The following is a 25,302-nucleotide window of genomic DNA, read 5'->3' as shown; positions in this document are numbered from 1 at the left end:
CCACGCATATTTGCAGTCTTCATGCGGCTTGCGGCGAGGCCGCAATCAGCTCACCCAGCCGCCGCCTCAACGGCAGAACTGAGCAGTCGGCGAGGAGCGATGACGCCCTCCGCCGCAATCCGGACCAGCCCGAGCAACTGCTGGTCCTGATACACACGAGCCAGGGAATCCACTTCCAGCGACCCTGTCGTCGTTTCGGCCTGCTGACCACGCAAGATCATCCGCGCCATCTCGGCAGTGATGTCGAGACGCGGGAGATGATCGAGCAGGATGTCGACAGGTAACAGAACGCCTTCACGTGCCTGCTGATCAGCCAGCGCCTCGAGGCGCTCGAAATCCAGCATGGCATCACCCGTGAACGGGCCCGTCTTGAGACGACGCAGTGCCGTGAGGTGGGCTCCACAGCCCAGCGCCTCGCCGATATCCTCGGCCAGACTGCGTATGTAGGTACCCTTGCTGACCGCCACTTCGATCTCGATGCCATCGGAGTGCCGCGCAAGAAGCGACATATTGTAGATGGTAACGCGACGAACTGCACGCTCGATTTCAACCCCCTGGCGTGCCAGCTCGTAGAGCGGACGTCCCTGGTGCTTGAGCGCGGAGTACATCGGCGGTACCTGATCTATCTCGCCACGGAACCTGTCCAGCACCGCGTCCAGCTCGGCCTGCGCAATCTCGGGAATCTCCCGCTCGCGAATCACCGTGCCTTCCGCATCACCGGTATCGGTGACCTGGCCAAACTTGATCCGTGCCCGATAGACCTTGTCTGCCTCAAGAAGATGCGAGGAGAACTTGGTCGCTTCCCCGAAGCAGACCGGCAACAAGCCGGTCGCCATCGGGTCGAGCGTGCCGGTATGACCGGCCTTCTGCGCCTGGTAGAGGCGACGAGCCTTCTGAAGCGCATAGTTGCTGGACATGCCCTTGGGCTTGTCCAGCAACAGTACGCCATCGATCGGCAAGCCGCGACGACGACGGCCCATCAGGCGTCCGGCGTGGTGCCCGGGGCACCGTCTTCGCTGTCGTCATCACCACGTTCTGCACTGCGCCTGCGATCGTCGGCGACCGCATCGTTGATCAGCGAGGACAGGTGATGGCCACGAACGACGCTCTCATCGTAATGGAAGCGCAGTTCCGGTACATGACGCAGCTGAATGGTGCGCGCCAGCTGGGAGCGCAGGAAACCTGCCGCGCGCTTGAGCACGGCGAGGTTCTCCTTGATGCGTTCCGGGCTGTCGTCACCCAGCAGGGTCACGTAGACATCGGAGTAGGACAGGTCGCGGCTGACCTTGGCGGCGCTGACCGTCAGCATGCCAAGGCGCGGGTCCTTGACCTCGCGCTGAATCAACAGCGCGAGCTCTTGCTGGATCTGGTCCGCCACGCGGTCAGTACGGCTGTATTCACGCATCCGTGATCTCTCCTTGCAGGGGCGCTATCAGAGCGTGCGCTCGACCTGGATCTGGTCGAACACCTCGATCTTGTCGCCAACCTGCACGTCGTTGTAGTTCTTGACGCCGATACCACATTCCATGCCGTTGCGGACTTCGTTGACGTCATCCTTGAAGCGACGCAGGGACTCCAGCTCGCCTTCATAGATGACCACATTGTCACGCAGCACGCGGATGCGCTTGGAGCGGTACATGGTGCCTTCGACGACCATACAACCGGCGATCGCACCGATCTTCGGAGCCTTGAAGACATCGCGCACTTCGGCGACACCGACGATCTGCTCGCGGAATTCCGGAGCCAGCATGCCGGACATGGCCAGCTTGACTTCGTCGATCAGCTGGTAGATGACGCTGTAGTAGCGCAGATCCAGACCCTCACGCTCGACGATCTCACGCGCGGAGGCGTCAGCACGGACGTTGAAGCCGACCAGGATCGCTTCGGAAGCGAGTGCCAGGTTGGCATCGGTACCGGTAATACCACCGACACCGGAAGAGACCACGGCCACCTTGACTTCTTCGGTGGAGAGTTCTTCCAGCGCGCCACGGATGGCTTCCAGAGACCCCTGCACGTCGGCCTTGAGGACGACGTTGACCTTGGCGACTTCGTCCTGGCCCATCTGGGAGAACATGTTCTCCAGCTTGGCTTTCTGCTGACGTGCCAGACGCACTTCGCGGTACTTGCCCTGACGGAAGTTGGCGACTTCACGCGCCTTCTTCTCGTCCGGAACCACGGTGAACTCTTCACCGGCGTCCGGCGTGCCACCCAGCCCCTGGATCTCGACCGGCATGGCCGGGCCCGCGGAATCGACCTGCTTGCCGAGCTCATTGACCAGCGCACGCACACGGCCGTAATGCAGGCCGGCGAGGACGATATCACCCTTCTTCAGCGTACCGTTCTGGACCAGCACGGTCGCGACCGGGCCACGGCCCTTGTCGAGACGGGACTCGACCACGACGCCTTTACCCGGCGCGGACGGCACGGCCTGAAGTTCGAGAACTTCGGAGACCAGCAGGACACCTTCGAGCAGCGCGTCGATGTTCTCGCCGGTCTTGGCGGAAACGTGGACGAACTGGGTATCACCACCCCATTCCTCGGAGATGACACCGTGCTGGGACAACTCGTTCTTGACGCGGTCCGGATCAGCACCCGGCTTGTCGATCTTGTTCACCGCCACGACCATCGGGACACCCGCGGCCTTGGAGTGCTCGACAGCCTCGATGGTCTGCGGCATCACGCCATCATCGGCAGCCACCACCAAGATGACGACGTCGGTCGCCTTGGCACCACGAGCACGCATGGCGGTGAACGCCGCGTGGCCCGGAGTATCCAGGAAGGTGATGTCGCCGTTGTCGTGTTCGACGTGGTAGGCACCGATGTGCTGGGTGATACCACCTGCCTCACCTGTGGCGACCTTGGTGCGACGGATGTAATCCAGCAGCGAGGTCTTACCGTGGTCGACGTGACCCATGACGGTAACGACCGGCGCGCGGGTGATCTGCTCACCTTCGTAGGAGATGCCTTCGAGAACGGCTGTCTCGAGTGCGTCATCCTTGATCAGCTTGGGCGTGTGGCCCATTTCCTCGACCACGATGGTCGCGGTTTCCTGATCGATCGTCTGGTTGATGGTGACCGCAGCGCCCATGTTGAACATGGTCTTGATCACTTCAGACGCCTTGACGGCCATCTTGTCGGCGAGGTCTGCCACTGAGATAGACTCAGGAATGGAGACTTCACGGACGAAGGTCTGAACCGGCTTCGGCGGCTGACGGTTGGCATCACGGCCACCACGACGACCACCGCGACGCTCGGCGCGCTTGACCTTCTTGGCCCCGCCACGCTTGCGTTCGCTACGATCTTCACGGGCTTCGCGACGATCGCGTGAGTCATCACGCGGCGCAGTCTTGGCGCGACGCGGTGCATCACCACGCGGCTCCTTCGGCGGCGCATTGACTTCCGGCGCAGCGTCGGCGACCGGTGCAGCGACAGCAGCCGGTGCACTCTGACGTGGACGCTCTTCGCGGCGGTTGTCATTGCCACGACGCTCTTCACGCTGCGGCGCAGCCGCCGGCTTTTCAGCAGCGGCAGCCGGTGCAGCAGCCGGGGCTTCTGCAGCCTGCTCTTCGTCCTCTTTGACGTAGGTACGCTTCTTGCGCACCTGCACCTCGATGGACTTGCCGCGACCGCCGCCCGTGTTGATACGAGACTTGGTCTTGCGGGTCAGGGTAATGCGATTCTTGGGCGCTGCCGGAGCGGCGCCACCACCGTGGCTCTTGGTGAGGTGATCCAGCAGCTTCTGCTTGTCGACCTCAGAGACGGCGTCGTTCTCTGACTTGTGCTTCAGACCCGCTTCGTGCATCTGTTCCAGTAGGCGGGCTGACTCGCGGCCCACCTTCTTGGCGAATTCTTTGACTGTCATTTCTGACATGTACGACCCTCCTGAGCCCGTGACCTAGTTACTGTTCGCTTGCGAACCAGGGCGCGCGGGCGGTCATGATCAACGCCGCTGCTCGCTCTTCGTCGACGCCTTCGATGTCTTTCAGATCATCGATGGCCTGCTCAGCAAGGTCTTCCATGGTGACGATACCCTTGCTGGCCAGGATGTATGCCAGATGACTCTCCATGCCTTCCATGTTGAGCAGGTCTTCGGCCGGCTGTGCGCCGTCCAGTTGCTCTTCAGTGGCGATGGCGAGATTCAGCAGTTCATCCTTGGCCCGAGCGCGCAGCTCCTCGACCAGATCCTGGTCAAAGCCCTCGACCTCGAGCATTTCCTCGAGCGGGACATAGGCGATTTCCTCGAGTGAGGTGAAGCCCTCGTCCACCAGGACACGGGCTAGATCCTCTTCAATCTCGAGATGAGTGATGAAATATTCGACGAAACTGTCGATTTCCTGCTCGCGCTTGCCCTCGGCTTCCGCCTCGGTCATGACATTGAGCTGCCAACCGGTCAGCTCACTGGCCAGACGAACGTTCTGACCGCTGCGACCGATGGCCTGGGCCAGGTTGTCCGCAGCGACAGCGACATCCATGGAATGGGTGTCTTCGTCGACCAGAATGGAACCGACATCTGCCGGTGCCATGGCGTTGATGACGAGCTGGGCAGGATTGTCATCCCACAGGATGATATCCACGCGTTCGTTACGCAGTTCATTGGACACGGCCTGCACGCGTGAACCACGCATGCCGACACAGGCACCGATCGGATCGATGCGCTTGTCGTTGCTCTTGACCGCGATCTTGGCGCGCGAACCCGGGTCACGGGCAGCCCCCTTGATCTCGATCAGCTGCTCGGCGATTTCCGGGACTTCGATCTTGAACAGCTCGATGATCAGCTCAGGACGCGTACGCGACAGGATCAGCTGAGAACCACGAGCATCCGCGTCGACTTTCCACAGCAGGGCACGAACCCGCTCGTTCAAGCGGTAGCGCTCGCCGTGAATCATCTCACCGCGCGGCAGGAAGCCTTCGGCGTTGTCGCCCAGATCGATGATGAGGCCATCACGTGTCGTCTTCTTGACGATACCCGCGACCAGCTCACCTTCACGCTCGGCGTAAAGGCGCACCACTTCCGCACGCTCTGCCTCGCGCACCTTCTGCACGATGACCTGCTTGGCGGTCTGTGCAGCGATGCGACCGAACGCTTCGGATTCGATCTGCTTCTCGACCACGGCACCCAGCGCCAGCGGCTCTTCGCGCTGTTCGGCGATGCTGGCCTTGATCTCGTAGTCCGGCGTCTCGAACTCGTCGTCTTCGACGACGGTCCAGCGACGGTAGGTCGCGTAATCACCGGTGACACGATCGATCTTGACGCGGATATCCGCCTCTTCCTGATCGAAACGCTTGCGTGACGCCGAAGCCAATGCCGCTTCGACGGCTTCGAAAATCACATCCCGCGGCACGCCTTTCTCGTTGGAGATGGCGTCAACGACCAGCAGAATCTCTTTGCTCATGACTTTGCCTCGCCAGAAACCTGTCCTTGCGCATCGACCCGGGCTCGCAACGCGAGCGGTGTGCCGACAACGTCAGTTATTTGAACTGCGGCACAATGCGTGCCTGGTCGATGCTTTCAATGGGAAAGCAGTATTCTTCTTCATCGACCCGGATCACGACATCACCGTCTTCGGTGCCAGTCACCAGCCCCTGGAACTTGCGCTGGCCATCGAAGGCCTGGCGAAGTCGCAGTGCCACCACGTGACCGATGTAGCGCTCGTACTGGTCAAGCGTGAACAACGGACGATCCATGCCTGGAGACGAGACTTCAAGCTGGAACTGACCGGTAATAGGGTCTTCGACATCCAGTACGGCACCCACCTGACGACTGACGCTTGCGCAGTTGTCCACGGTAATGCCATCGGGATGGTCGATATAGATCACCAGACGGGACTGCTTGCCTTGGGAGAGATAGTCGATACCCCAGAGCTCGAAGCCCAGAGCAGAGACGACTGGATCGATAAGCGCGTTAAGCGCAGCGTCCTTGGTTGACACAGACGAGGCTCCTACAGCAGTTGCATCAGGCACCTGACCGGGAGTAGAGAAGAGAGCTAGGTGGCTGATTGGCACTGGTGCTAACAAAAAGCCCCTTCATAGGAAGGGGCCTTTCAAGAAACTTGGTAGCGGGGACCGGATTTGAACCGATGACCTTCGGGTTATGAGCCCGACGAGCTACCAGACTGCTCCACCCCGCAACAATAGTCGGACGATGGTAATGTCACCGAAAAAGGAGGTCAAGGAATGACGTCTTTCCAAGGTGGCAGAGTTGCGTCCAGACTGCCAATCGATCTAACAAGATGGTGCCGAAGGGGGGACTTGAACCCCCACGACCGTAAGGTCACTACCCCCTCAAGATAGCGTGTCTACCAATTCCACCACTTCGGCACGGGGGCGGGTATCGCCTGAGACGTTACCCGGAAGAATTCAAAGTCAACGCCTTGAATTCCTTAGAGTGCTGGCTGGTCTGCGTTGCCGCTTTCCTCAAGCACTGGCGACGTATTCTCCACACTTTCCTCGGAGTCGTCAAGTGATGGCAGTGAATTTTTCTGCTGCTCGATCACGCTGGCATTCGGAATACCCGCTTCGACTGACGGCTGGTTGGCATTGGATGCGAACCAGGCCAGTGTCAGAGAGGTCGCGAAGAAGCCCGCGGCCAGAACACCCGTGAAGCGCGCGAGGAAGTTGCCGCTACCGCTGGACCCGAAAACGGTCTGGGAAGCACCACCGCCACCAAAGGCAGCGCCAGCTTCGGCACCCTTGCCCTGCTGGAGAAGGACGAGCACGATCAGCGCGACCGCGAGTACCACATGGACCATCAGAACGGCTACTTGCATGAGATTCAACCTGCAGACTGGCAAATGGCTAGGAATTCGTCGATCTGGAGCGAGGCACCGCCCACGAGACCGCCGTCGATATCCGGCTGCGCAAGCAGCTCGGCGGCATTGGCAGCCTTCATGCTGCCGCCGTACAACAATTGCATTGCCTCGGCGAGCGAGGCAGACCACTCGGCCAGGCGCGCGCGAATGGCCGCATGGACCTCCTGCGCCTGCTGGGGCGAGGCGGTGCGCCCGGTACCGATGGCCCAGACGGGCTCATAGGCGACGACCAGACGCGTGCGCGCATCGGCGGAGAGCGCGGAGAACACCGCCTCCAGCTGCCCCAGCACGACACGCTCCGTGTCACCGGCTTCACGCTCCTCGAGCGTCTCACCGACACACAGCACCGGTATGAGCCCAGCGGCAAGCGCCGCCTCGACACGCGCCAGTACCGCCGCATCGTCTTCAGCATACAGGCTTCGACGCTCCGAGTGCCCGACCAGCACCATCGCGGCACCGACATCCTTGAGCATCTGACCCGCTACTTCGCCGGTAAAGGCACCCTCGCTCGCCGGATTCAGCGTCTGCCCCGCCAGCGCCACGCTCACAGGCATGCTCGCGCGAGCGGCGCTCAGAAAAGGGAAAGGCACTGCCAGCGCCACCTGAATGCCCTGCGGCAGCTCAGCCGCCTGCAGACCCCGGGCAAACTCATCGACCAGGGCAAGATCACCATTCATCTTCCAGTTTCCGGCAATCAGCGGTGTACGCATGTGCTTCTCCCTTGTGAGCAGTGCGAGGATGGTAATGGAGCCGCCCTTGACTGACAACCTTCGCGACCCCTGTCAAGCCCCGTGATCCGGCACGATCAGGCTCGGGGCAACTGCCAGAAACGACAACAGGCGCACTCGGCGCCTGTTGTCGTCCTGTGCAACCCGACCACTCAGCGACGTGAACCGTCACCCCGGCGAGCTGTCCTGTCAGCGCATCACGCCGACATGCTGGATTCGACCGTCGCGGCGATCTGACCCGCCAGCGCATCGACATCGAAGTGTGGACGCCCTTCGACCATGACACGAATCAGCGGTTCCGTGCCGCTGGGGCGCAGCAACACGCGCCCTTCGTTGCCCAGCGTCTGCTCCACTTCGACCACGGCGGCCTGCACGGCATCCGCCGCCATCAGCGCCTTGTTGTCGCAACCCGGCGCCAGACGCACATTGATCAGCGCCTGGGGAGCCTTTTCGAAGCCGACCAGCAATTCGCTGAGCGAGCACTCTTCACGCGCCATGATCGCCAGCACCTGCAGCGCCGAGACGATGCCATCGCCGGTGCTCTGGATATGGCTACAGACGATGTGACCGGAGGATTCGCCGCCCAGCTGCCAGCCATTGGCTTCCAGACGCTCGATGACGTAGCGGTCACCGACCTTGGCGCGCTCGAAGGGAATTCCCAGGCCTTCCAACGCAGCCGCCAGACCGAAGTTGGACATCAGGGTGCCGACGACACCACCGCCCAGCACACCGCGCTCGTGACGGTCACGCGCGATCATGTAGAGGATGTCGTCACCATCGATGACACGGCCATCGGCATCGACCAGGATCAGGCGGTCACCATCTCCATCGAAGGCCACGCCCAGATCGGCGCCCTGCTCGATGACGGCCGCACGCAGCGCCTGCGGTTGCGTGGAGCCGACACCCTGATTGATGTTGAGGCCATCCGGCTCACCGCCGATGACGCTGACCTTGGCACCCAGCTCACGGAAGACATTTGGCGCGATGTGATAGGTCGCACCATGCGCGCAATCCAGCACCACCTTCATGCCGTGCAGGCCCAGACGGCCCGGCAGCGTGGATTTGCAGAATTCGATATAGCGGCCGGCCGCATCCTGGATGCGTGACGCCTTGCCCAGGCTATCCGGGCCGACGATCACGATGTCGCGGTCCAGCTCGGCTTCGATCTCGGCTTCCAGCGCATCGTCCAGCTTGGTGCCGGCCGCGGAGAAGAACTTGATGCCGTTGTCCGGATAGGCGTTGTGGGAGGCCGAGATGACGATGCCGGCATCGGCGCGGAAGGTACGCGTCAGATAGGCGATCCCCGGCGTCGGCATCGGGCCGAGCAGGGACACATCGACACCCGCTGCCGAAAGGCCGGACTCGAGCGCGGATTCGAACATGTAGCCCGAGATGCGCGTGTCCTTGCCGATCAATACCTTGCCACGGCCGTGACGGGCGAATACGCGGCCTGCCGCCCAGCCCAGCTTGAGCATGAAGTCTGGCGTGATGGGGAATTCCCCGACCGTGCCGCGAATACCATCCGTACCAAAATAACGTCGACTCATCGTATCGTGCCTTCCTGTAGCACGGCCCATGCCATGTCGACAGCGTCGACAGTCGGGGCCACGTCGTGAACGCGAAACAGTCTGGCCCCGTCACGAACGGCCAATGCCGTCAGTGCCAGGTTACCAGCCAAGCGATCCTCTACCGCGCGCCCGAGGGCATTGCCGATCATGCTCTTGCGTGATGTGCCGATCAGCAGCGGGAGGTTGAATTCATGCAACTGCGCCATGCGGTGATACAGGCGCAGATTGTCTTGCAGTGACTTGCCGAAGCCGAAGCCGGGGTCCAGCAGCAGTCGCTCACGCGTGATGCCCGCCGCCTCACAGGCCGCGATACGCGCCGCCAGGAACGTCCGGACTTCCTGCTCGATGGACTGAGCATAATGCGTATCCTGCTGCATGGTGTCCGGCTCGCCGCGCATGTGCATCAGACAGACGGGCAGCCCGCTGTCAGCGGCGGCCTCCAGCGCGCCGTCTCGATTCAGCGCACGCACGTCATTGATCATGCCGGCCCCCAGCCGTGCGGTTTCGCGCATGACTTGCGGGTTGCTGGTATCGATGCTCACCAAGGCGCCCAGCTCGCTCACCAGCCGCTCCACCACCGGGCAGACCCGCTCAAGCTCTTCCTCGGTGCTGACCGGCGTCGCTCCGGGTCGCGTCGACTCACCGCCGACATCGATCATCGCGGCACCATCGGCCAGCATCTGCTCGGCATTGCGCAGCGCGGCATCCAGGGTCGTGCTGCGACCGCCATCCGAGAAGGAGTCCGGCGTCACGTTGAGAATCCCCATCACCCGCGGACGCGAGAGATCGAGAAGGTGTCCAGCGCACTCCAGTGACATCAGATGGCCCACTCGAGGTTCGAGAGGCGCACTCAAGGCAGAATTCGTCATGGCATTCCATGCAGGCGAGAGAGGCGCGAAGGGGGCTTCGCAGCCCAGTCAGAAATGATTGCGCACCACTTTAAAGAGCTAGCCCATGGCGCGCAAGGCGTGGAACGGCCGCCACACGGGGCGTCAGAAGATGGCAACGCCATTGGCCCAGACCTTTCATCCCGCGCTCAACATGGCGCTGACAATGCCCGTGCAGAGACATGAGTCGGCGTCATCACGCAACGGCGTAGGCCACTCATCAGCAGCACCTTAACTTCACCAGCGTCATTGCTGCAGCGGCACAGACCACCACTGCTGCAGACAAGAAAACGCCCGACTGGCAAGCCAGTCGGGCGTTTTTTCTTTCAAAGGCTCAAACATCACATGCGATATCGGGAGCCCCTTATACCTAGATCAATGACCGCTCGGCCCCCCCAGCGGATCAGACGGGTGACGGCGATTGCTGTCGTCATCTTCACCGCCATCAGTGTCATCATCCGCCTTGGGAGCTTCCGGCGCTTCCGCCTTCGGAGTGTCGGCGACCGGGGCCACCAGGCCACCATCACCGCCGCTCGCCGGGCCACCCCAGTCCTTCGGCGGACGCGGCGTGCGGCCGGCCATGATATCCGCCAGCTGCTCGGCATCGATGGTCTCGTAGGTCATCAGCGCTTCGGTCATCGCATCCAGCTTGTCGCGATTCTCTTCCAGGATCTGCTGCGCCTTGGCGTAGCACTCGTCGATGATACGACGCACTTCCTTGTCGAGACGCGAGGTGGTGTCGCCAGACTTCAGCTTGCCACCACCCTGCCCCGGGCCACCGAGGAACTGATGGGACTCGTCCTCGTCGTACATGATCGGCCCCATCTCGCTGGAGAGCCCCCACTTGGCGACCATGTTGTGGGCAAGCTCGGTAGCACGCTTGATGTCATTGGACGCGCCGGTGGTGACACCGTTCGGGCCCAGCGTCATCTCTTCGGCGATACGACCGCCGAACAGCGAGCAGATCTGACTGATGATCTGCTGACGCGAGTAGCTGTAGCGATCCTCTTCCGGCAGGAACATCGTCACACCCAGCGCACGGCCGCGCGGGATGATTGACACCTTGTAGACCGGATCATGCTCGGGCATCACCAGGCCGATGATGGCGTGGCCAGACTCGTGATAGGCCGTGTTGCGCTTCTCCTTCTCGGACATGACCATCGATTTGCGCTCAGCGCCCATCATGATCTTGTCCTTGGCCAGCTCCAGCTCTTCCATGCCGACCAGACGCTTGTTGCGACGCGCGGCGAACAGGGCGGCTTCATTGACCAGATTGGCCAAATCCGCACCGGAGAAGCCCGGGGTACCGCGTGCAATGTTGCCCGGCACGACATCATCGCCCATCGGCACCTTGCGCAGGTGAACACCGAGGATGTGCTCGCGGCCACGGATGTCCGGCAACGCGACGGTTACCTGCCGGTCGAAGCGGCCCGGGCGCAGCAACGCGGGGTCAAGCACGTCAGGACGGTTGGTCGCGGCGATGACGATGATGCCGTCGTTCGCCTCGAAGCCATCCATCTCGACCAGCAGCTGGTTCAGCGTCTGCTCACGCTCATCGTGACCACCGCCCATGCCGGAACCACGGTGACGGCCGACGGCGTCAATCTCATCGATGAAGATGATGCACGGCGCCTGCTTCTTGGCCTGCTCGAACATATCACGCACACGGGAGGCACCGACACCGACGAACATCTCGACGAAGTCAGAACCGGATATGCTGAAGAACGGCACCTTGGCTTCACCGGCGATCGCCTTGGCGAGCAGAGTCTTGCCGGTACCCGGCGGGCCTACCATCAGGACGCCACGTGGAATCTGACCACCAAGACGCTGGAACTTGCTGGGGTCCTTGAGGAAGTCGACGAGCTCCTCGACTTCTTCCTTGGCCTCGTCACAGCCCGCCACGTCAGTGAAGGTGGTCTTGATCTGATCCTGGCTCAGCAGCTTGGCCTTGGACTTGCCGAAGCTCATCGGACCACCCTTGCCGGCACCGCCCCCCTGCATCTGGCGCATGAAGAACATGAAGATGGCCAGAATGATCAGAATCGGGAAGCTGGCAATCAACAGGCGTGTCCACAGCGACTGCTGCTCAGGCTTCTTGCCGATGACCTCCACCTTGTTGGCAAGCAGGTCATCCATCAGCTTGGGATCGGACGCCGCCGGCCGGATGGTGGTGAAGCTGGAGCCATCGGTCCGCTCCCCCTCAATGGTGTAACCATCGATGGTCACACTCTTGATCCGGTCGTTCTGCACCTGCTGGACGAACTGTGAATAGTTCATCGCCTGCGGCGAGGTATCGACGCTGAAGTTGTTGAACACCGTCAGCAGCACTGCTGCGATGATCAACCAGAGAATCAGGTTCTTCGCCATGTCGTTCAAGGGGACACCCTCATTGCATGAATCTGTCTTGGCATGCCGTGAATACTCCGACTGCCGTCTTGTGGTGGCCTGCCATGCTATCTGATCGTGCCTGCGGGGTATCAAGTCAGCGCAACGCGCCACTTCGCCTACCGAGTCACTCAAAGCTTGCCGTGCATTGTGCTACTTGCCTGCCAGCATCGGTAATGCATTGAAACCCACCGAGCTGTCACTGGCCCATCGTACTCAAGACCCAATGATATCGACACTACACCAGATGGGGGCTGGCAACCATTGCTTAAAGCCCGACGATGGACTATTGCGCCGATAGACAGCCTGCATCAGCCAGCGCCTGCGATTCGTCCGGACACATTGAAACCAGTCTGGACGAGCATCGCATGGCTCGCCTTAACCCGCGATGAAGCATGCGACCAGCAACGTGGAAAACTCGCCACCGCGAGCCGATACCTGCCGCATGCAGCGCCGGGCAAGGACACTTACCGTCAACCCTTGAAGCCCTGCCCCAGCAGATAGACTTCGCGTGAGCGTGCACGTGATGCTTCCGGCTTGCGGGTCACGACCTTCTTGAAGCTGCCGCGCATATCCTTCAGATAGGCATCGAAGCCCTCGCCCTGGAAGACCTTGACCAGAAAATTGCCGCCCGGCTTGAGGGTCTGGCGCGCCAGATCCAGCGCCAGCTCGACCAGATACATGCCGGCAGGCTGATCGATCGCGCTCATGCCGCTCATGTTGGGCGCCATGTCGGAGATCACGAGGTCCACCGGACGGTCACCCAGGGTGGCCAGAATCTGGTTCAGCACGGCCTCTTCGGTGAAGTCGCCCTGAATGAAGTCGACACCGGCCAGGGCGTCCATCTCGAGAATGTCGGAGGCGATGACCACGCCTTCCATGCCGACGCGGTCCGCGGCGATCTGGCTCCAGCCGCCGGGGGCTGCGCCGAGGTCGATGACGGTGGCGCCCGGCTTGAGCAGGCGGTCCTTGTCATCGATTTCAATCAGTTTGTAGCTGGCACGGGAACGATAACCGTCTGCCCAGCTGCGCTGGACATAGGCGTCATCAAAGTGTTCCTTCATCCAGCCAGCACTGCTCTTGCTGGGGTGAGCCACGTTGTCACCTGGAATGTCGGGGAAAATCGAATACTGGCGGAAGATAGCGCGGGGGATAACGACGACACGAAAGGCGTGGCAAGCTTGCTGCACGGGTCGTGTCATGAGCGTCGTCATGGAGTAGAATGGCGGGTCCTGCGCGCGGTTCTGCCCGCGGGCACAGACATTGCCTGCGCAACAGACGGGTTCACACCCCTGGATTTCAAGCCCTGGAGTCGACCCTGTCTTTCGCTACGCTCCCCGCTCCCATCGGACGCCAACAGGGAAACTTTACGATACCATGAGCTTGTCACAGTCACAAAAGAAAGCATTTCGCAGCATCGGGCACCATCTTGACCCGATCGTCACCGTCTCGGAAAACGGCCTTTCCGAAGGCGTCGTGACGGAACTGGAGCGCGCACTGCACGATCACGAACTGATCAAGCTGAAGCTGGCGATCAACGATCGCGAAGCGCGCGGCGAAGTGGCTCGCCACCTGTGCAGCGAAACCGGCGCGACCCTGATCCAGAGCATCGGCAAGATCGCCTTGCTCTACCGCCGCAACCCCCAGGCCAAACCGAAGCTCTCCAACGTACAGCGCTTCAGCGAGCAGTGATCTGCCGCCCGGCCTGACGAGGCGAGCCTCTGCGCTCGTCTCGACACGACAACGCCGCCCTCATCGAGGGCGGCGTTGTCGTTTCCCGCCTTGTCCAACGCGACCTGATTTGCAGAAGAAGCTGCAGAACGAGAATGGCCCTGCCGGCATCACCGGCAGGGCCATCAGGGCCTCGGCATCTGATAGCTCAGATGCGCAGGGCGTCAGATGTGATGCACCTCGGAGATTTCATACTCCACATCGCCACCCGGGGTACGCACGACCACGACATCCCCTTCTTCCTTGCCGATCAGCGCACGCGCGATCGGAGAGGTGACGGAAATCTTGCCGTCCTTGATGCTGGCTTCATCTTCGCCAACGATGCGGTAGCGCACTTCGCTATCGTCATCGAGGTTCATCAGGTCGACCGTGGTGCCGAAGATCACCTTGCCGGTCTTCGGCAACTTGGTGACGTCGATCACCTGGGACATGGAGAGCTTGGACTCGATCTCCTGGATACGCCCCTCGATGAAACCCTGCTGTTCACGCGCGGCGTGGTACTCGGCATTCTCCTTGAGATCGCCGTGCTCACGAGCTTCCGCGATGTCAGCGATGACCCGGGGACGCTCAGTGCCCTTTAGGTGCTCGAGCTCCTTGCGAAGGCGGTCTTCGCCTTCGACGGTCATCGGACTTCTACTCATATCATGACTCCTGCATGCAGATCCTGGAGACGACGGACCTTGACGTCGTTGCCGTAGGCAAGCGCCATGCACACGGCATTGGCACCCGCCAGCGTCGTGGCGTAGGGCACCTTGTGCGCCAGCGCCGTGCGACGGATCACGGACGAGTCATTGATGGCCTGACGTCCCTCTGTGGTGTTGACGATATAGGCGATCTCGCCGTTCTTGATCATGTCGGCGATATGCGGCCGCCCTTCGAACACCTTGTTGACGGGTTCAACCTCGAGGCCGGCAGCGGCGATCACCTCTGCCGTGCCACGGGTAGCACAAAGCGTAAAGCCTAATGCTACCAGAGAGCGGGCCACCTCGATAACGCCCGCCTTGTCGAACTCACGCACGGACAGGAAGGCCTTGCGATCACCAGTCAGGGTCGGGATGGCTTCACCGGCACCCAGCTGCGCCTTGTAGAAGGCTTCCGCGAAGGTATCGCCAGAGCCCATCACTTCGCCGGTGGACTTCATTTCCGGCGACAGGATCGGGTCGACCCCCGGGAACTTGGCGAACGGCAGCACCGCTTCCTTCACACTGTAGAAGGTCGGCACGATTTCCTGGGTGAAACCGATCTCTTCCAGGGTCTGGCCGGCCATGCAGCGTGCGGCGATCTGCGCCAGCGACTGGCCGATGCACTTGGAAACGAACGGCACGGTACGTGAAGCGCGCGGATTGACCTCGATGACGTAGATCACGCCATCCTGCCAGGCCAGCTGCACGTTCATCAGGCCGACGACGTTGAGTTCCAGCGCCATGCGCTTGACCTGCTCGCGCATCTCTTCCTGGACGTCTGCCGGCAGCGAGTACGGCGGCAGGGCGCACGCGGAATCACCGGAGTGGATACCGGCCTGCTCGATGTGCTGCATGATGGCGCCGATCACGACCTGCTTGCCGTCGGACACCGCATCGATGTCGACCTCGATGGCCGCGTTCAGGAAGTGGTCCAGCAGCACCGGCGAGTCATTGGAGACCTTGACCGCGTGGGTCATGTAGTTCTCGAGCTCGGCGGCGGAGTAGACGATTTCCATCGCGCGACCGCCCAGCACGTAGCTCGGACGCACCACCAGCGGGTAACCGATGACCTCGGCCTTGACGAAGGCTTCCTCGAAGCTGCGCGCGGTGGCGTTTTCCGGCTGGATCAGATCGAGCTTCTCGATCATCTGCTGGAAACGCTCGCGGTCTTCGGCGCGGTCGATGGCGTCCGGCGTGGTACCGATGATCGGCACACCGGCGGCTTCGAGCTCGCGCGCCAGCTTCAGCGGCGTCTGACCACCGAACTGGACGATGACACCGACCGGCTGCTCCTTGTCGGCGATCTCCAGCACGTCTTCCAGAGTGACCGGCTCGAAGTAGAGGCGATCGGAAGTGTCGTAGTCGGTCGAAACCGTTTCCGGATTGCAGTTGACCATGATGGTCTCGTAGCCGTCCGCACGCATGGCGAGGGAGGCGTGGACACAGCAGTAGTCGAACTCGATACCCTGACCGATACGGTTCGGACCGCCACCCAGCACCATGATCTTCTTCTTGTCGCTGACTTCCGCCTCGCACTCTTCCTCATAGGTGGAGTACATGTAGGCGGTGTCGGACGCGAATTCGGCGGCACAGGTGTCGACACGCTTGTAGACCGGACGGATGCCCTGCTTCTGACGGTGCTTGCGGAAGGCCTTCTCGGACACGCCCATCAGACGCGCCAGGCGCGCATCGCTGAAGCCCTTGCGCTTGAGGCGGAACAGACGATCGGCGTCCATCTCGCCCAGCGAGCTTGCGGCCACTGCGCCTTCCTGAGCGATCAGGTCGGCCAGCTGCACCAGGTACCAGCGGTCGATGTTGGTGAGACGGAAGATCTCTTCAATATCGAGGCCGGCACGCATGGCATCGGCGATGTAGAAGATACGCTCGGCACCGGCGGCCTGCAGCTCGCCCTTGATGCGCGCCATGTTCTCGTCGCTGAAGTTCTCGACGATCGGATCGAGACCGTCAACGCCGGTCTCCATGCCACGCAGCGCCTTCTGCAGGGATTCCTGGAAGGTACGGCCGATAGCCATGACTTCGCCGACCGACTTCATCTGCGTGGTCAGGCGGTCATTGGCCTGCGGGAATTTCTCGAAGGTGAAGCGCGGAATCTTGGTGACGACGTAATCGATGGACGGCTCGAATGACGCCGGTGTCTTGCCACCGGTGATGTCGTTCTGCAGCTCATCCAGGGTGTAGCCGACGGCCAGCTTGGCGGCGATCTTGGCGATCGGGAAGCCGGTCGCCTTGGAAGCCAGTGCCGAGGAACGCGACACGCGCGGGTTCATCTCGATCACGACCATGCGGCCAGTGTCCGGGCAGATGCCGAACTGGACGTTGGAGCCGCCGGTCTCGACGCCGATCTCGCGCAGAACGGCCAGCGACGCATCACGCATCAGCTGGTATTCCTTGTCGGTCAGAGTCTGGGCCGGGGCGACGGTGATGGAGTCACCTGTGTGCACACCCATCGGGTCGAAGTTCTCGATGGCGCAGACGATGATGCAGTTGTCGTTCTTGTCACGAACGACCTCCATCTCGTACTCCTTCCAGCCCAGCAGCGACTCGTCGATCAACAGCTCGTGGGTCGGCGACAGCTCGAAGCCGCGATGGCAGATCTCTTCGAATTCTTCACGGTTGTACGCCACGCCGCCGCCGGAGCCGCCCATGGTGAAGCTGGGGCGGATGATGGACGGGAAGCCCAGCTCGGCCTGGATTTCCCAGGCTTCTTCCATGGAGTGCGCGACCTTGGCCTTCGGGCACGCCAGACCGATCTTCTTCATCGCCTTGTCGAAGCGATCACGGTCTTCGGCCTTGTCGATGGTGTCGGCGTTGGCACCGATCATCTCGACGCCGTACTGCTCGAGCACGCCTTCGCGCTCCAGTGCCAGTGCACAGTTCAGCGCGGTCTGGCCACCCATGGTCGGCAGGACAGCATCCGGGCGTTCCTTCTCGATGATGCGCGCCACGGCTTCCCAGGTGATCGGCTCGATGTAGGTCGCATCGGCCATCACCGGGTCGGTCATGATGGTTGCCGGGTTGGAGTTGACCAGGATGACCCGGTAACCCTCTTCACGCAGGGCCTTGCAGGCCTGTGCGCCGGAATAGTCGAACTCGCACGCCTGGCCGATGACGATGGGGCCGGCGCCGATGATCAGGATGCTTTTCAGGTCTGTACGTTTAGGCATGTCTCTTCCCGCAATGATCTGGTGACTGAACTCAACGATGGATCAGGCCCTCGGGCCTGCGCTCGGCTCAGCGTCGCGCGCGCATCATCTCGATGAAACGATCGAACAGCGGGGCGACGTCCTGCGGGCCAGGACTGGCTTCCGGGTGCCCCTGGAAGCTGAAGGCCGGGCGGTCGGTGCGCTCGATGCCCTGCAGGCTACCGTCAAACAGCGACTTGTGGGTCGCGCGCAGGTTGCTGGGCATGCCCGCTTCATCCACTGCGAAGCCATGGTTCTGGCTGGTGATCATCACCACACCGCTGTCGAGGTCCTGCACCGGGTGGTTCGCACCGTGGTGACCGTGGCCCATCTTGACCGTAGTCGCGCCGGAGGCCAGTGCCAGCAGCTGGTGGCCCAGACAGATGCCGAAGACCGGCGTGTCGGTCTCGAGCACTTCACGAATCGCCGTGATGGCGTAGTCGCAGGGCTCGGGGTCACCCGGGCCGTTGGACAGGAAGATGCCATCCGGATTGAGCGCCAGCACCTCAGCGGCAGGCGTCTGCGCCGGCACGACGGTCAGGCGGCAGCCGCGGGAGGCCAGCATGCGCAGGATGTTGTGCTTGACGCCGTAGTCGTAGGCGACCACGTGGAAGGGGCGTTCGGACTCACGGGTATCGGCGTAGCCTTCGCCCAGTGTCCATTCGCCTTCGTGCCACTCGAACTGCTCGCTGCAGGAGGCTTCCTTGGCCAGGTCCATGCCCTTCAGACCCGGGAAGGCGCGTGCCGCTTCCAGCGCGCGTTCGACGGCATCATCACCCCGGGCATCTTCACCGGAGAGGATGGCACCGTTCAGGGAGCCCTTCTCGCGCAGGATGCGTGTCAGGCGACGCGTGTCGATATCAGCGATGCCGACGACATTCTCGTCGCGCAGGTACTGATCGAGGGAGCGAGTGGAGCGGAAGTTGCTGGCCAGCAGCGGGAGGTCGCGGATGACCAGGCCGGCGGCTGCGACGCTGTCGGACTCGGTGTCCTCGTCGTTGATGCCGGTATTGCCGATGTGCGGATACGTCAGAGTGACGATCTGTCGGGTGTAGGAGGGATCGGTCAGGATTTCCTGGTAGCCGGTCATGGCAGTGTTGAACACCACCTCGCCGCTGGTCTGCCCATCAGCGCCGATGGCGCTGCCGTGAAATACACTGCCGTCTTCCAAGGCCAGTATCGCGGGTTTGATCAACGCAACGTCCTCCCCATAGTGTCCACTTTCCTGCCCGGAATCCGCGGTCGAACACCGGACATGCTGCTTGATTATCGTGCTCGGCATTCGCCAAGCCTGTGTCCCGCTGCCGACTTCTGCCAGGCGCCTGTCACTGGACAGACGCGCGCCAGAAGCGGCAAATTCAGGTTGCAAAAAAGCGGGACGAAACCGAAAAATCAGGTTTCATCCCGCTTGTTATCATTCTTCGGAATGCTGCTGGCCCGAGCGCTGCCAAGACGGCAACCAATAGGGCGGCCAAGAACGTGGCCAAATTGGGTAGAGATTACCGGAATCCTCGGGTGCTGACCACCCCGCGCATGCCCCGCCAGCAGGCGACAAGGCCCACGATACGGCCGTTTCGTCGCTGCGGTCAGCTTGACGAAACCCTTGGCCGAGCCAGGACACTGCACACCACTTGCAAAGCGAGGCAGTCCAGCGGCACAAGGCGGCCCCAATGGCTCACACTTGCGCCGCATCCTGCCCATCGAGACAGCTTTCAAGAAATGCTCCTGAATGTCGCCAGACTGTCATCTCAGCGCTTCGCTCTGCATTCCGCTTACCCCTTTGCTCCCCACTTCGCTCACTTGAGCCCCAGCACATCCTGCATGTCATAGCGGCCGACTTCACGCCCTGACAGCCATTCGGCCGCGCGTGCCGCACCCTTGGCGAAGGTCATGCGGCTCGACGCCTTGTGGGTGATCTCGATGCGCTCGCCTTCGGTGGCGAACATCACGGTGTGCTCGCCGACGATGTCACCGGCACGCACGGTAGCGAAGCCGATTTCCTTGTCGGTACGCGGGCCACACTGGCCTTCACGCACGAAGACACCATGGGTGGCGAGATCACGCCCGATGGAATGTGCCACGGCCTCGCCCATCGCCAGCGCCGTGCCGGACGGGGCGTCGACCTTGTGACGGTGGTGCGCCTCGATGATCTCGATGTCATAGCCGGCATCGCCCAGGGCACGCGCGGCGGTCTCCAGCAGCTTGAGGGTCAGGTTGACGCCGGAACTCATGTTGGCCGCGAACACGAAGGGCACGCTGTCACGGTAGCCATCCAGCTGCTCGAGCTGCTCCGGCGTGAAACCGGTCGTGCCGATCACCATGCGCTTGCCGTGCTCGGCGCACAGCGTCAGGTTGGCCAACGTCACCTGCGGTGCGGTGAAATCGATCACCACATCGAAGTCATCCACCACGGCAGCCAGACTGTCGCTGGCGACCACGCCCAGACGACCCTGACCGGCCAGCTCACCGATGTCGACGCCCGCCAGGGAGCTGCCGGATTCGACGATGCCCGCCGCCAGCGTCAGACCTTCCACTGCACCGACGGCCTCGACCAACGTGCGTCCCATGCGTCCGGCGACGCCCATGATTGCGATACGGGTCATGCTGACTCCTACCTGTTGTGGGTCTTGAGGGTGACAGACCACGAGAATGCCCCGAGCGTGTCACCTATGCTGTGCCCACGAGTATATCAGCCGCCTGCAGCGTTGGCTGACGTCATGTATTTGTGCCGGTTACGCGCTAGAGTAGCCTCGTACCGGGTTGTCTCCTGTTGATCGTCATTTTTCTTATCACCGCTCAGTCTCCGGAGTCAGCATGCCTGCACGCCAATTCTTCGCCTCGCGCCGCTGGCGCCTGCTCCAGACCCTCACTGTCACCGCGGCGCTCGCCGGCCTGTTGAGCGCCTGCGGCGTTCACCCGCGCCCCTACACGCTGGCATCGCCAGAACAGAAGAGCGAGTTTCCGGAAATCCAGTGGTGCGGCACGCTCAGACTGCCGGGCAAATGGCTGGATGACACTCCCGTCGGTGGCCTGTCGGACATCGGCTGGGACCAGGACGAGTCACTGCTGTATGCCGTGTCGGACCGCGGCTGGCTGCATCGCCTGCGGCTCGCCTTCCGCCATGGCGAGCTGGTCGGGGCCAAGGCGCTCAATACCTATACCCTCCGCGACGAGACCGATGTCTCGCTGCGCGGCGCCCTCAGTGATGCCGAGGGCCTGCAGCTGCTGCGCGCGAACAATGACCGCCGCGGCGATTCCCGCCTGGTGATCAGCTTCGAGCAGCAGCCACGTGTCGAACACTTCCTGCCCAGCGGCCTGGCCGTCAGCGAGCCCTTCACTCCGATGGGCGCGCGTGGCGCGGCGCCCAACAACGGCATGGAGGCCCTGACCCTGCACCCGCAATACGGCATGCTCGCCGGGCTGGAAGCCACGCCCGAGGGCATGAGCGAGGGCATGACGCGCATCTTCAGCCTCGACGACAAGCACGAGTGGAGCTACCCGCTGGCCAGCGATACCGGTTCGAGCCTGACCGCGATGGAGATGCTGCCCGACGGTGACATGCTGATGCTGGAGCGCGCCTTCTCACCGCCCTTCCCGCTGGTGATCAGTCTGCGCCGCGCGCATCTCGGCGAGCCCGGCACCCAGGTCGAGGTGCGTACCCTGGCACGCCTGTCGAGCGGCGATGGCTGGTCGCTGGACAACTTCGAAGGGCTGACGCATCTGGAAGGCAATCGCTTCCTGATGATCTCGGATGACAACTTCAGCAGCTTCCAGACCACGCTGCTGAGCTGCTTTGCGGTCATCGAACCAGAAGCCTTCACGGCTGAATCAGCGCCGCAATAGCCATGCCCCGGGCTGTGTTACTGGGCTGAATTGCCTGGCTGAGCCACCGAGCCTGAAACGCGAGAGCCCCGCACTCGACAAGTCGAGTGCGGGGCTCTCTGGCATGAAGGCCATCCATGGAGCTGGCCCGCGGACGGCAAGGCGAATGCCTAGGGCTTCATGTCTTCGAAGAACTTCTTCACGCCATCGAAGAAGCTGTTCTCCTTCGGCGAATGGCTCTTGCCGGTATCACCAAGGCTCTGCTGGAACTGACGCAGCAGCTCCTTCTGCTCTTCATTCAGGCTGACCGGGGTCTCGATGACCACCTTGCACAGCAGGTCCCCCGCGGGGCCGCCGCGCACCGGCTTGACGCCCTTGCCGCGCAGACGGAACAGCTTGCCGGTCTGGGTCTCGGCCGGAATCTTCAGCACGACACGTCCGTCGAGGGTCGGCACGTTAAGCTCACCACCCAGCGCCGCATCGACGAAGCTGATCGGCACTTCACACTGCAGGTGACGACCATCGCGCTTGAAGATCTCGTGCTCGCGCAGGTTGACCTGCACATATAGATCGCCGGACGGCCCGCCGTTGACACCGCCTTCGCCTTCGCCGTTCAGGCGGATGCGGTCGCCGGTGTCGACGCCCGGCGGAATCTTGACCGAGAGGGTCTTGGATTCCTGGACGCGGCCTTCGCCGTGACACTTGCGGCACGGCACGCTGATCTTCTCGCCACGACCGTGGCAGGTCGGACACGCCTGCTCGACCGCGAAGAAGCCCTGCTGCATGCGCACCTTGCCCATGCCGTTGCAGGTCGGGCAGGTTTCCTTGCTGGAACCCGGCTCGGCACCATCGCCATCGCAGTGGTCACAGGCCGCCAGACGCGGCACGCGGATGTCGACCGTGGTACCGGCAACCGCCGATTCCAGATCGAGATCCAGGTTGTAACGCAGGTCGCTGCCGCGCTGCGGAGCGTTCGGGTTGCGACGACCACCGCCGCCACCGAAGATGTCACCGAAGACATCGCCGAACACATCGCCGAAGCCGCCGGCACCACCACCGCCAAAGCCGCCGCCACCGAAGCCGCCGCCGCCCTGACCATCGACACCGGCATGACCGAACTGGTCATAGGCGGCGCGCTTGTCAGCATCGGACAGCACTTCGTAGGCTTCAGAGACTTCCCGGAACTTCTCGGCCGAGGTTTCATCATCCGGGTTGCGGTCCGGGTGATGCTTCTGGGCCAGGCGTCGGTACGCCTTCTTGATGTCCTTGGTGTCGGCGCCACGCTCGACACCAAGCACTTCGTAATAATCACGCTTGGACATGGATCAGGTCCGCCTGGATTGCTGGCAGCCTGAGGCTGCCGGTCTGTTCTGGAATGCCGGTTGTCACCGGTGGCTCGCGGCTAGCGCAGGGCGCCACCGATGCAAACGACAACGCGGGACGCCTTCACGAGGCTCCCGCGCTGTCATCAGACGTCGTTCAAGAAATCCCTCAGGACTTCTTGTCGTCGTTGACTTCCTCGTACTCGGCGTCAACCACGTCGTCGTCCTGCTTCTTGCCAGCCTGACCGTCGGCAGCCTGCTCACCCTGGGCACCCTGCTCGGCGTAGAGCTTCTGCGCCAGGTTGCCGGACGCTTCGGTCAGTGCATCCAGCTTGGCCTGGATCGCATCCTTGTCGTCGCCTTTCAGGGCTTCTTCCAGCTCGGAGATCGCCGTCTCGATGGCTTCCTTCTCGCTGGCTTCAGCCTTGTCACCGGCTTCGGTCAGGGTCTTCTTGGTCGCGTGAATCATGCCGTCGGCCTGATTGCGCAGCTGGACCATTTCCTCGAACTTCTTGTCTTCGTCGGCGTTGGCTTCCGCGTCGCGCACCATCTGCTCGATCTCGTCGTCGGACAGGCCGCCGGAAGACTTGATGACGATGGACTGTTCCTTGCCGGTCGCCTTGTCCTTGGCGGACACGTTCAGGATACCGTTGGCATCCAGGTCGAAGGAAACTTCGATCTGCGGCACACCACGCGGTGCCGGCGGAATGTCGGCCAGGTCGAAGCGACCCAGAGACTTGTTCTGCGCGGCCTGCTTGCGCTCACCCTGCAGGACGTGGATGGTCACCGCGCCTTGGTTGTCTTCAGCAGTGGAGAACACCTGAGACTTCTTGGTCGGGATGGTGGTGTTCTTCTCGATCAGCGGCGTCAGCACGCCACCCATGGTCTCGATACCGAGGGTCAGCGGCGTCACGTCCAGCAGCAGCACGTCCTTGACGTCGCCGCCCAGCACGCCGCCCTGGATACCGGCACCGACAGCGACCGCTTCATCCGGGTTGACGTCCTTGCGTGCTTCCTTGCCGAAGAACTCGGCTACCTTGGACTGCACCAGCGGCATGCGGGTCTGACCACCGACCAGGATGACATCATCGATCTCGGAGGCGGACAGGCCAGCGTCGGACAGCGCGGTCTGGCACGGCTTCAGGGAGCGTGCGACCAGGTCGTCGACCAGAGACTCGAGCTTGGAACGAGTCACCTTGACGTTCAGGTGCTTCGGACCGGTGTTGTCAGCCGTGATGTACGGCAGGTTCACGTCGGTCTGCTGAGCGCTGGACAGTTCGATCTTGGCCTTCTCGGCGGCTTCCTTCAGACGCTGCATGGCGAGGTTGTCGCCGGACAGGTCGATACCACTGTCAGCCTTGAACTGGTCAACCAGGTAGTTGATCAGGTGCATATCGAAATCTTCACCGCCCAGGAAGGTGTCGCCGTTGGTGGCGAGCACTTCGAACTGGGTCTCACCGTCGACGTCGGCGACTTCGATGATAGAGATATCGAAGGTACCGCCGCCCAGGTCGTAGACCGCGATGGTCTTGTCACCACGGGACTTGTCCATGCCGTAGGCGAGAGCTGCGGCAGTCGGCTCGTTGATGATGCGCTTGACGTCGAGACCCGCGATGCGGCCGGCGTCCTTGGTCGCCTGACGCTGGGAATCGTTGAAGTAGGCCGGCACGGTGATGACGGCTTCGGTGACTTCTTCACCGAGGTAGTCTTCCGCGGTCTTCTTCATCTTCTTGAGGATTTCCGCACTGATCTGCGGCGGCGCCATCTTCTTGTCTTTCACCTGCACCCAGGCGTCGCCGTTGTCGGCTTCGACAATCTTGTACGGCACCATCTTGATGTCTTTCTGAACCACATCATCCTTGAACTTGCGACCGATCAGGCGCTTGACCGCGAAGAGAGTGTTCTCCGGGTTGGTCACTGCCTGACGCTTGGCCGACTGGCCGACCAGAATCTCGCTGTCGTCGGTGTAAGCGATGATGGACGGTGTGGTGCGACCGCCTTCAGCGTTTTCGATGACCTTGGTTTTCTCGCCGTCGAGCACTGCCACACAGGAGTTGGTAGTACCCAAGTCAATACCGATGATGCGTCCCATAATCGTATACCTCGAATCTATTGCTAGCCTGAAAGATAAGTCTGGATGTCGGCACCTTGTGTCGGTGCCTGA

19 protein-coding genes and 2 tRNA genes are annotated in these 25,302 nt (G+C 62.1%); 2 read left to right on the top strand and 19 right to left on the bottom strand.

From position 1 onward, the window contains the following. Positions 1-50 precede the first annotated feature (50 nt). The 13 genes from truB to rlmE form a co-directional block, all read right to left on the bottom strand. The gene (gene truB / locus FLM52_00865; protein NVN54371.1) at positions 51-980 is read right to left on the bottom strand and encodes a tRNA pseudouridine(55) synthase TruB; all 930 of its coding nucleotides are present in this window, start codon (positions 978-980) and stop codon (positions 51-53) included. Beyond that, on the bottom strand, positions 980-1,405 hold the full coding sequence (gene rbfA, locus FLM52_00860; protein NVN54370.1) for a 30S ribosome-binding factor RbfA: 426 nt from the start codon (positions 1,403-1,405) through the stop codon (positions 980-982). The genes truB and rbfA overlap by 1 nt, the downstream gene beginning before the upstream one ends. Positions 1,406-1,432: 27 nt before the next feature. After that, positions 1,433-3,871: a translation initiation factor IF-2 gene (gene infB, locus FLM52_00855; GenBank protein ID NVN54369.1), complete on the bottom strand. Its 2,439-nt coding sequence runs from the start codon at positions 3,869-3,871 to the stop codon at positions 1,433-1,435. A 28-nt stretch (positions 3,872-3,899) separates the two neighbouring features. Further along, entirely contained in the window at positions 3,900-5,393 is a 1,494-nt protein-coding gene (gene nusA, locus FLM52_00850; GenBank protein NVN54368.1) for a transcription termination/antitermination protein NusA, read from the bottom strand. Positions 5,394-5,469: 76 nt separating this feature from the next. Then, positions 5,470-5,928 carry a ribosome maturation factor RimP gene (rimP, locus tag FLM52_00845; protein NVN54367.1) on the bottom strand — a complete coding sequence of 153 codons (459 nt, stop codon included), beginning with the start codon at positions 5,926-5,928 and terminating at the stop codon, positions 5,470-5,472. Between the two features lie 123 nt (positions 5,929-6,051). Next, a tRNA-Met gene (locus tag FLM52_00840) sits at positions 6,052-6,128 on the bottom strand. Positions 6,129-6,231: 103 nt separating this feature from the next. Continuing rightward, positions 6,232-6,318, bottom strand: a tRNA-Leu gene (locus FLM52_00835). 62 nt (positions 6,319-6,380) lie between these two features. Further along, positions 6,381-6,767 (bottom strand): preprotein translocase subunit SecG, encoded by a 387-nt coding sequence (gene secG, locus FLM52_00830; GenBank protein NVN54366.1) that lies wholly within the window; start codon positions 6,765-6,767, stop codon positions 6,381-6,383. Between the two features lie 5 nt (positions 6,768-6,772). Continuing rightward, entirely contained in the window at positions 6,773-7,519 is a 747-nt protein-coding gene (locus tag FLM52_00825; GenBank protein NVN54365.1) for a triose-phosphate isomerase, read from the bottom strand. A gap of 215 nt (positions 7,520-7,734) precedes the next feature. Further along, on the bottom strand, positions 7,735-9,084 hold the full coding sequence (glmM, locus tag FLM52_00820; GenBank protein NVN54364.1) for a phosphoglucosamine mutase: 1,350 nt from the start codon (positions 9,082-9,084) through the stop codon (positions 7,735-7,737). Continuing rightward, positions 9,081-9,872, bottom strand: a complete 792-nt coding sequence (gene folP, locus FLM52_00815) for a dihydropteroate synthase (GenBank protein NVN54363.1) — start codon at positions 9,870-9,872, stop codon at positions 9,081-9,083. Before folP ends, glmM begins: the two co-directional genes overlap by 4 nt. Positions 9,873-10,367: 495 nt before the next feature. Continuing rightward, positions 10,368-12,368 (bottom strand): ATP-dependent zinc metalloprotease FtsH, encoded by a 2,001-nt coding sequence (gene hflB, locus FLM52_00810; GenBank protein ID NVN54362.1) that lies wholly within the window; start codon positions 12,366-12,368, stop codon positions 10,368-10,370. 482 nt (positions 12,369-12,850) lie between these two features. Next, positions 12,851-13,579 carry a 23S rRNA (uridine(2552)-2'-O)-methyltransferase RlmE gene (gene rlmE / locus FLM52_00805; protein ID NVN54361.1) on the bottom strand — a complete coding sequence of 243 codons (729 nt, stop codon included), beginning with the start codon at positions 13,577-13,579 and terminating at the stop codon, positions 12,851-12,853. Positions 13,580-13,754: 175 nt separating this feature from the next. Here rlmE and yhbY point away from each other — a divergent pair, with 175 nt between their 5' ends. After that, on the top strand, positions 13,755-14,069 hold the full coding sequence (gene yhbY / locus FLM52_00800; protein ID NVN54360.1) for a ribosome assembly RNA-binding protein YhbY: 315 nt from the start codon (positions 13,755-13,757) through the stop codon (positions 14,067-14,069). A gap of 203 nt (positions 14,070-14,272) precedes the next feature. Here the strand turns inward: yhbY and greA are convergent, their stop codons facing one another. The 4 genes from greA to dapB all read right to left on the bottom strand — a co-directional run bounded on the left by greA (position 14,273) and on the right by dapB (position 20,597). Further along, complete coding sequence (gene greA, locus FLM52_00795) at positions 14,273-14,749, bottom strand: transcription elongation factor GreA (protein ID NVN54359.1); 477 nt, start codon at positions 14,747-14,749, stop codon at positions 14,273-14,275. Then, positions 14,746-17,976, bottom strand: coding sequence for a carbamoyl-phosphate synthase large subunit (gene carB / locus FLM52_00790; GenBank protein ID NVN54358.1), 3,231 nt, complete (start codon positions 17,974-17,976; stop codon positions 14,746-14,748). The genes greA and carB overlap by 4 nt, the downstream gene beginning before the upstream one ends. 67 nt (positions 17,977-18,043) lie before the next feature. Beyond that, positions 18,044-19,276, bottom strand: coding sequence for a glutamine-hydrolyzing carbamoyl-phosphate synthase small subunit (carA, locus tag FLM52_00785; GenBank protein ID NVN54357.1), 1,233 nt, complete (start codon positions 19,274-19,276; stop codon positions 18,044-18,046). A gap of 514 nt (positions 19,277-19,790) precedes the next feature. Then, entirely contained in the window at positions 19,791-20,597 is an 807-nt protein-coding gene (gene dapB / locus FLM52_00780) for a 4-hydroxy-tetrahydrodipicolinate reductase (protein NVN54356.1), read from the bottom strand. Positions 20,598-20,808: 211 nt separating this feature from the next. On the opposite strand from dapB, the gene FLM52_00775 reads away from it, so the two are divergent. Beyond that, on the top strand, positions 20,809-21,837 hold the full coding sequence (locus FLM52_00775) for an esterase-like activity of phytase family protein (GenBank protein NVN54355.1): 1,029 nt from the start codon (positions 20,809-20,811) through the stop codon (positions 21,835-21,837). 149 nt (positions 21,838-21,986) lie between these two features. Here FLM52_00775 and dnaJ read toward each other — a convergent pair whose 3' ends face one another. Together dnaJ and dnaK are read right to left on the bottom strand one after the other, a co-directional pair. Then, positions 21,987-23,138 (bottom strand): molecular chaperone DnaJ, encoded by a 1,152-nt coding sequence (gene dnaJ / locus FLM52_00770; protein NVN54354.1) that lies wholly within the window; start codon positions 23,136-23,138, stop codon positions 21,987-21,989. Positions 23,139-23,307: 169 nt separating this feature from the next. Then, positions 23,308-25,230 (bottom strand): molecular chaperone DnaK, encoded by a 1,923-nt coding sequence (dnaK, locus tag FLM52_00765; protein ID NVN54353.1) that lies wholly within the window; start codon positions 25,228-25,230, stop codon positions 23,308-23,310. Between the last annotated feature and the right edge of the window lie 72 nt (positions 25,231-25,302).

The organism is bacterium Scap17, assembly GCA_013376735.1.
In the GTDB taxonomy this organism is placed as follows: domain Bacteria; phylum Pseudomonadota; class Gammaproteobacteria; order Pseudomonadales; family Halomonadaceae; genus Cobetia.
Note: the sequence above shows the minus strand (reverse complement) of the source record. Positions and strands in the feature narration are given on the sequence as shown.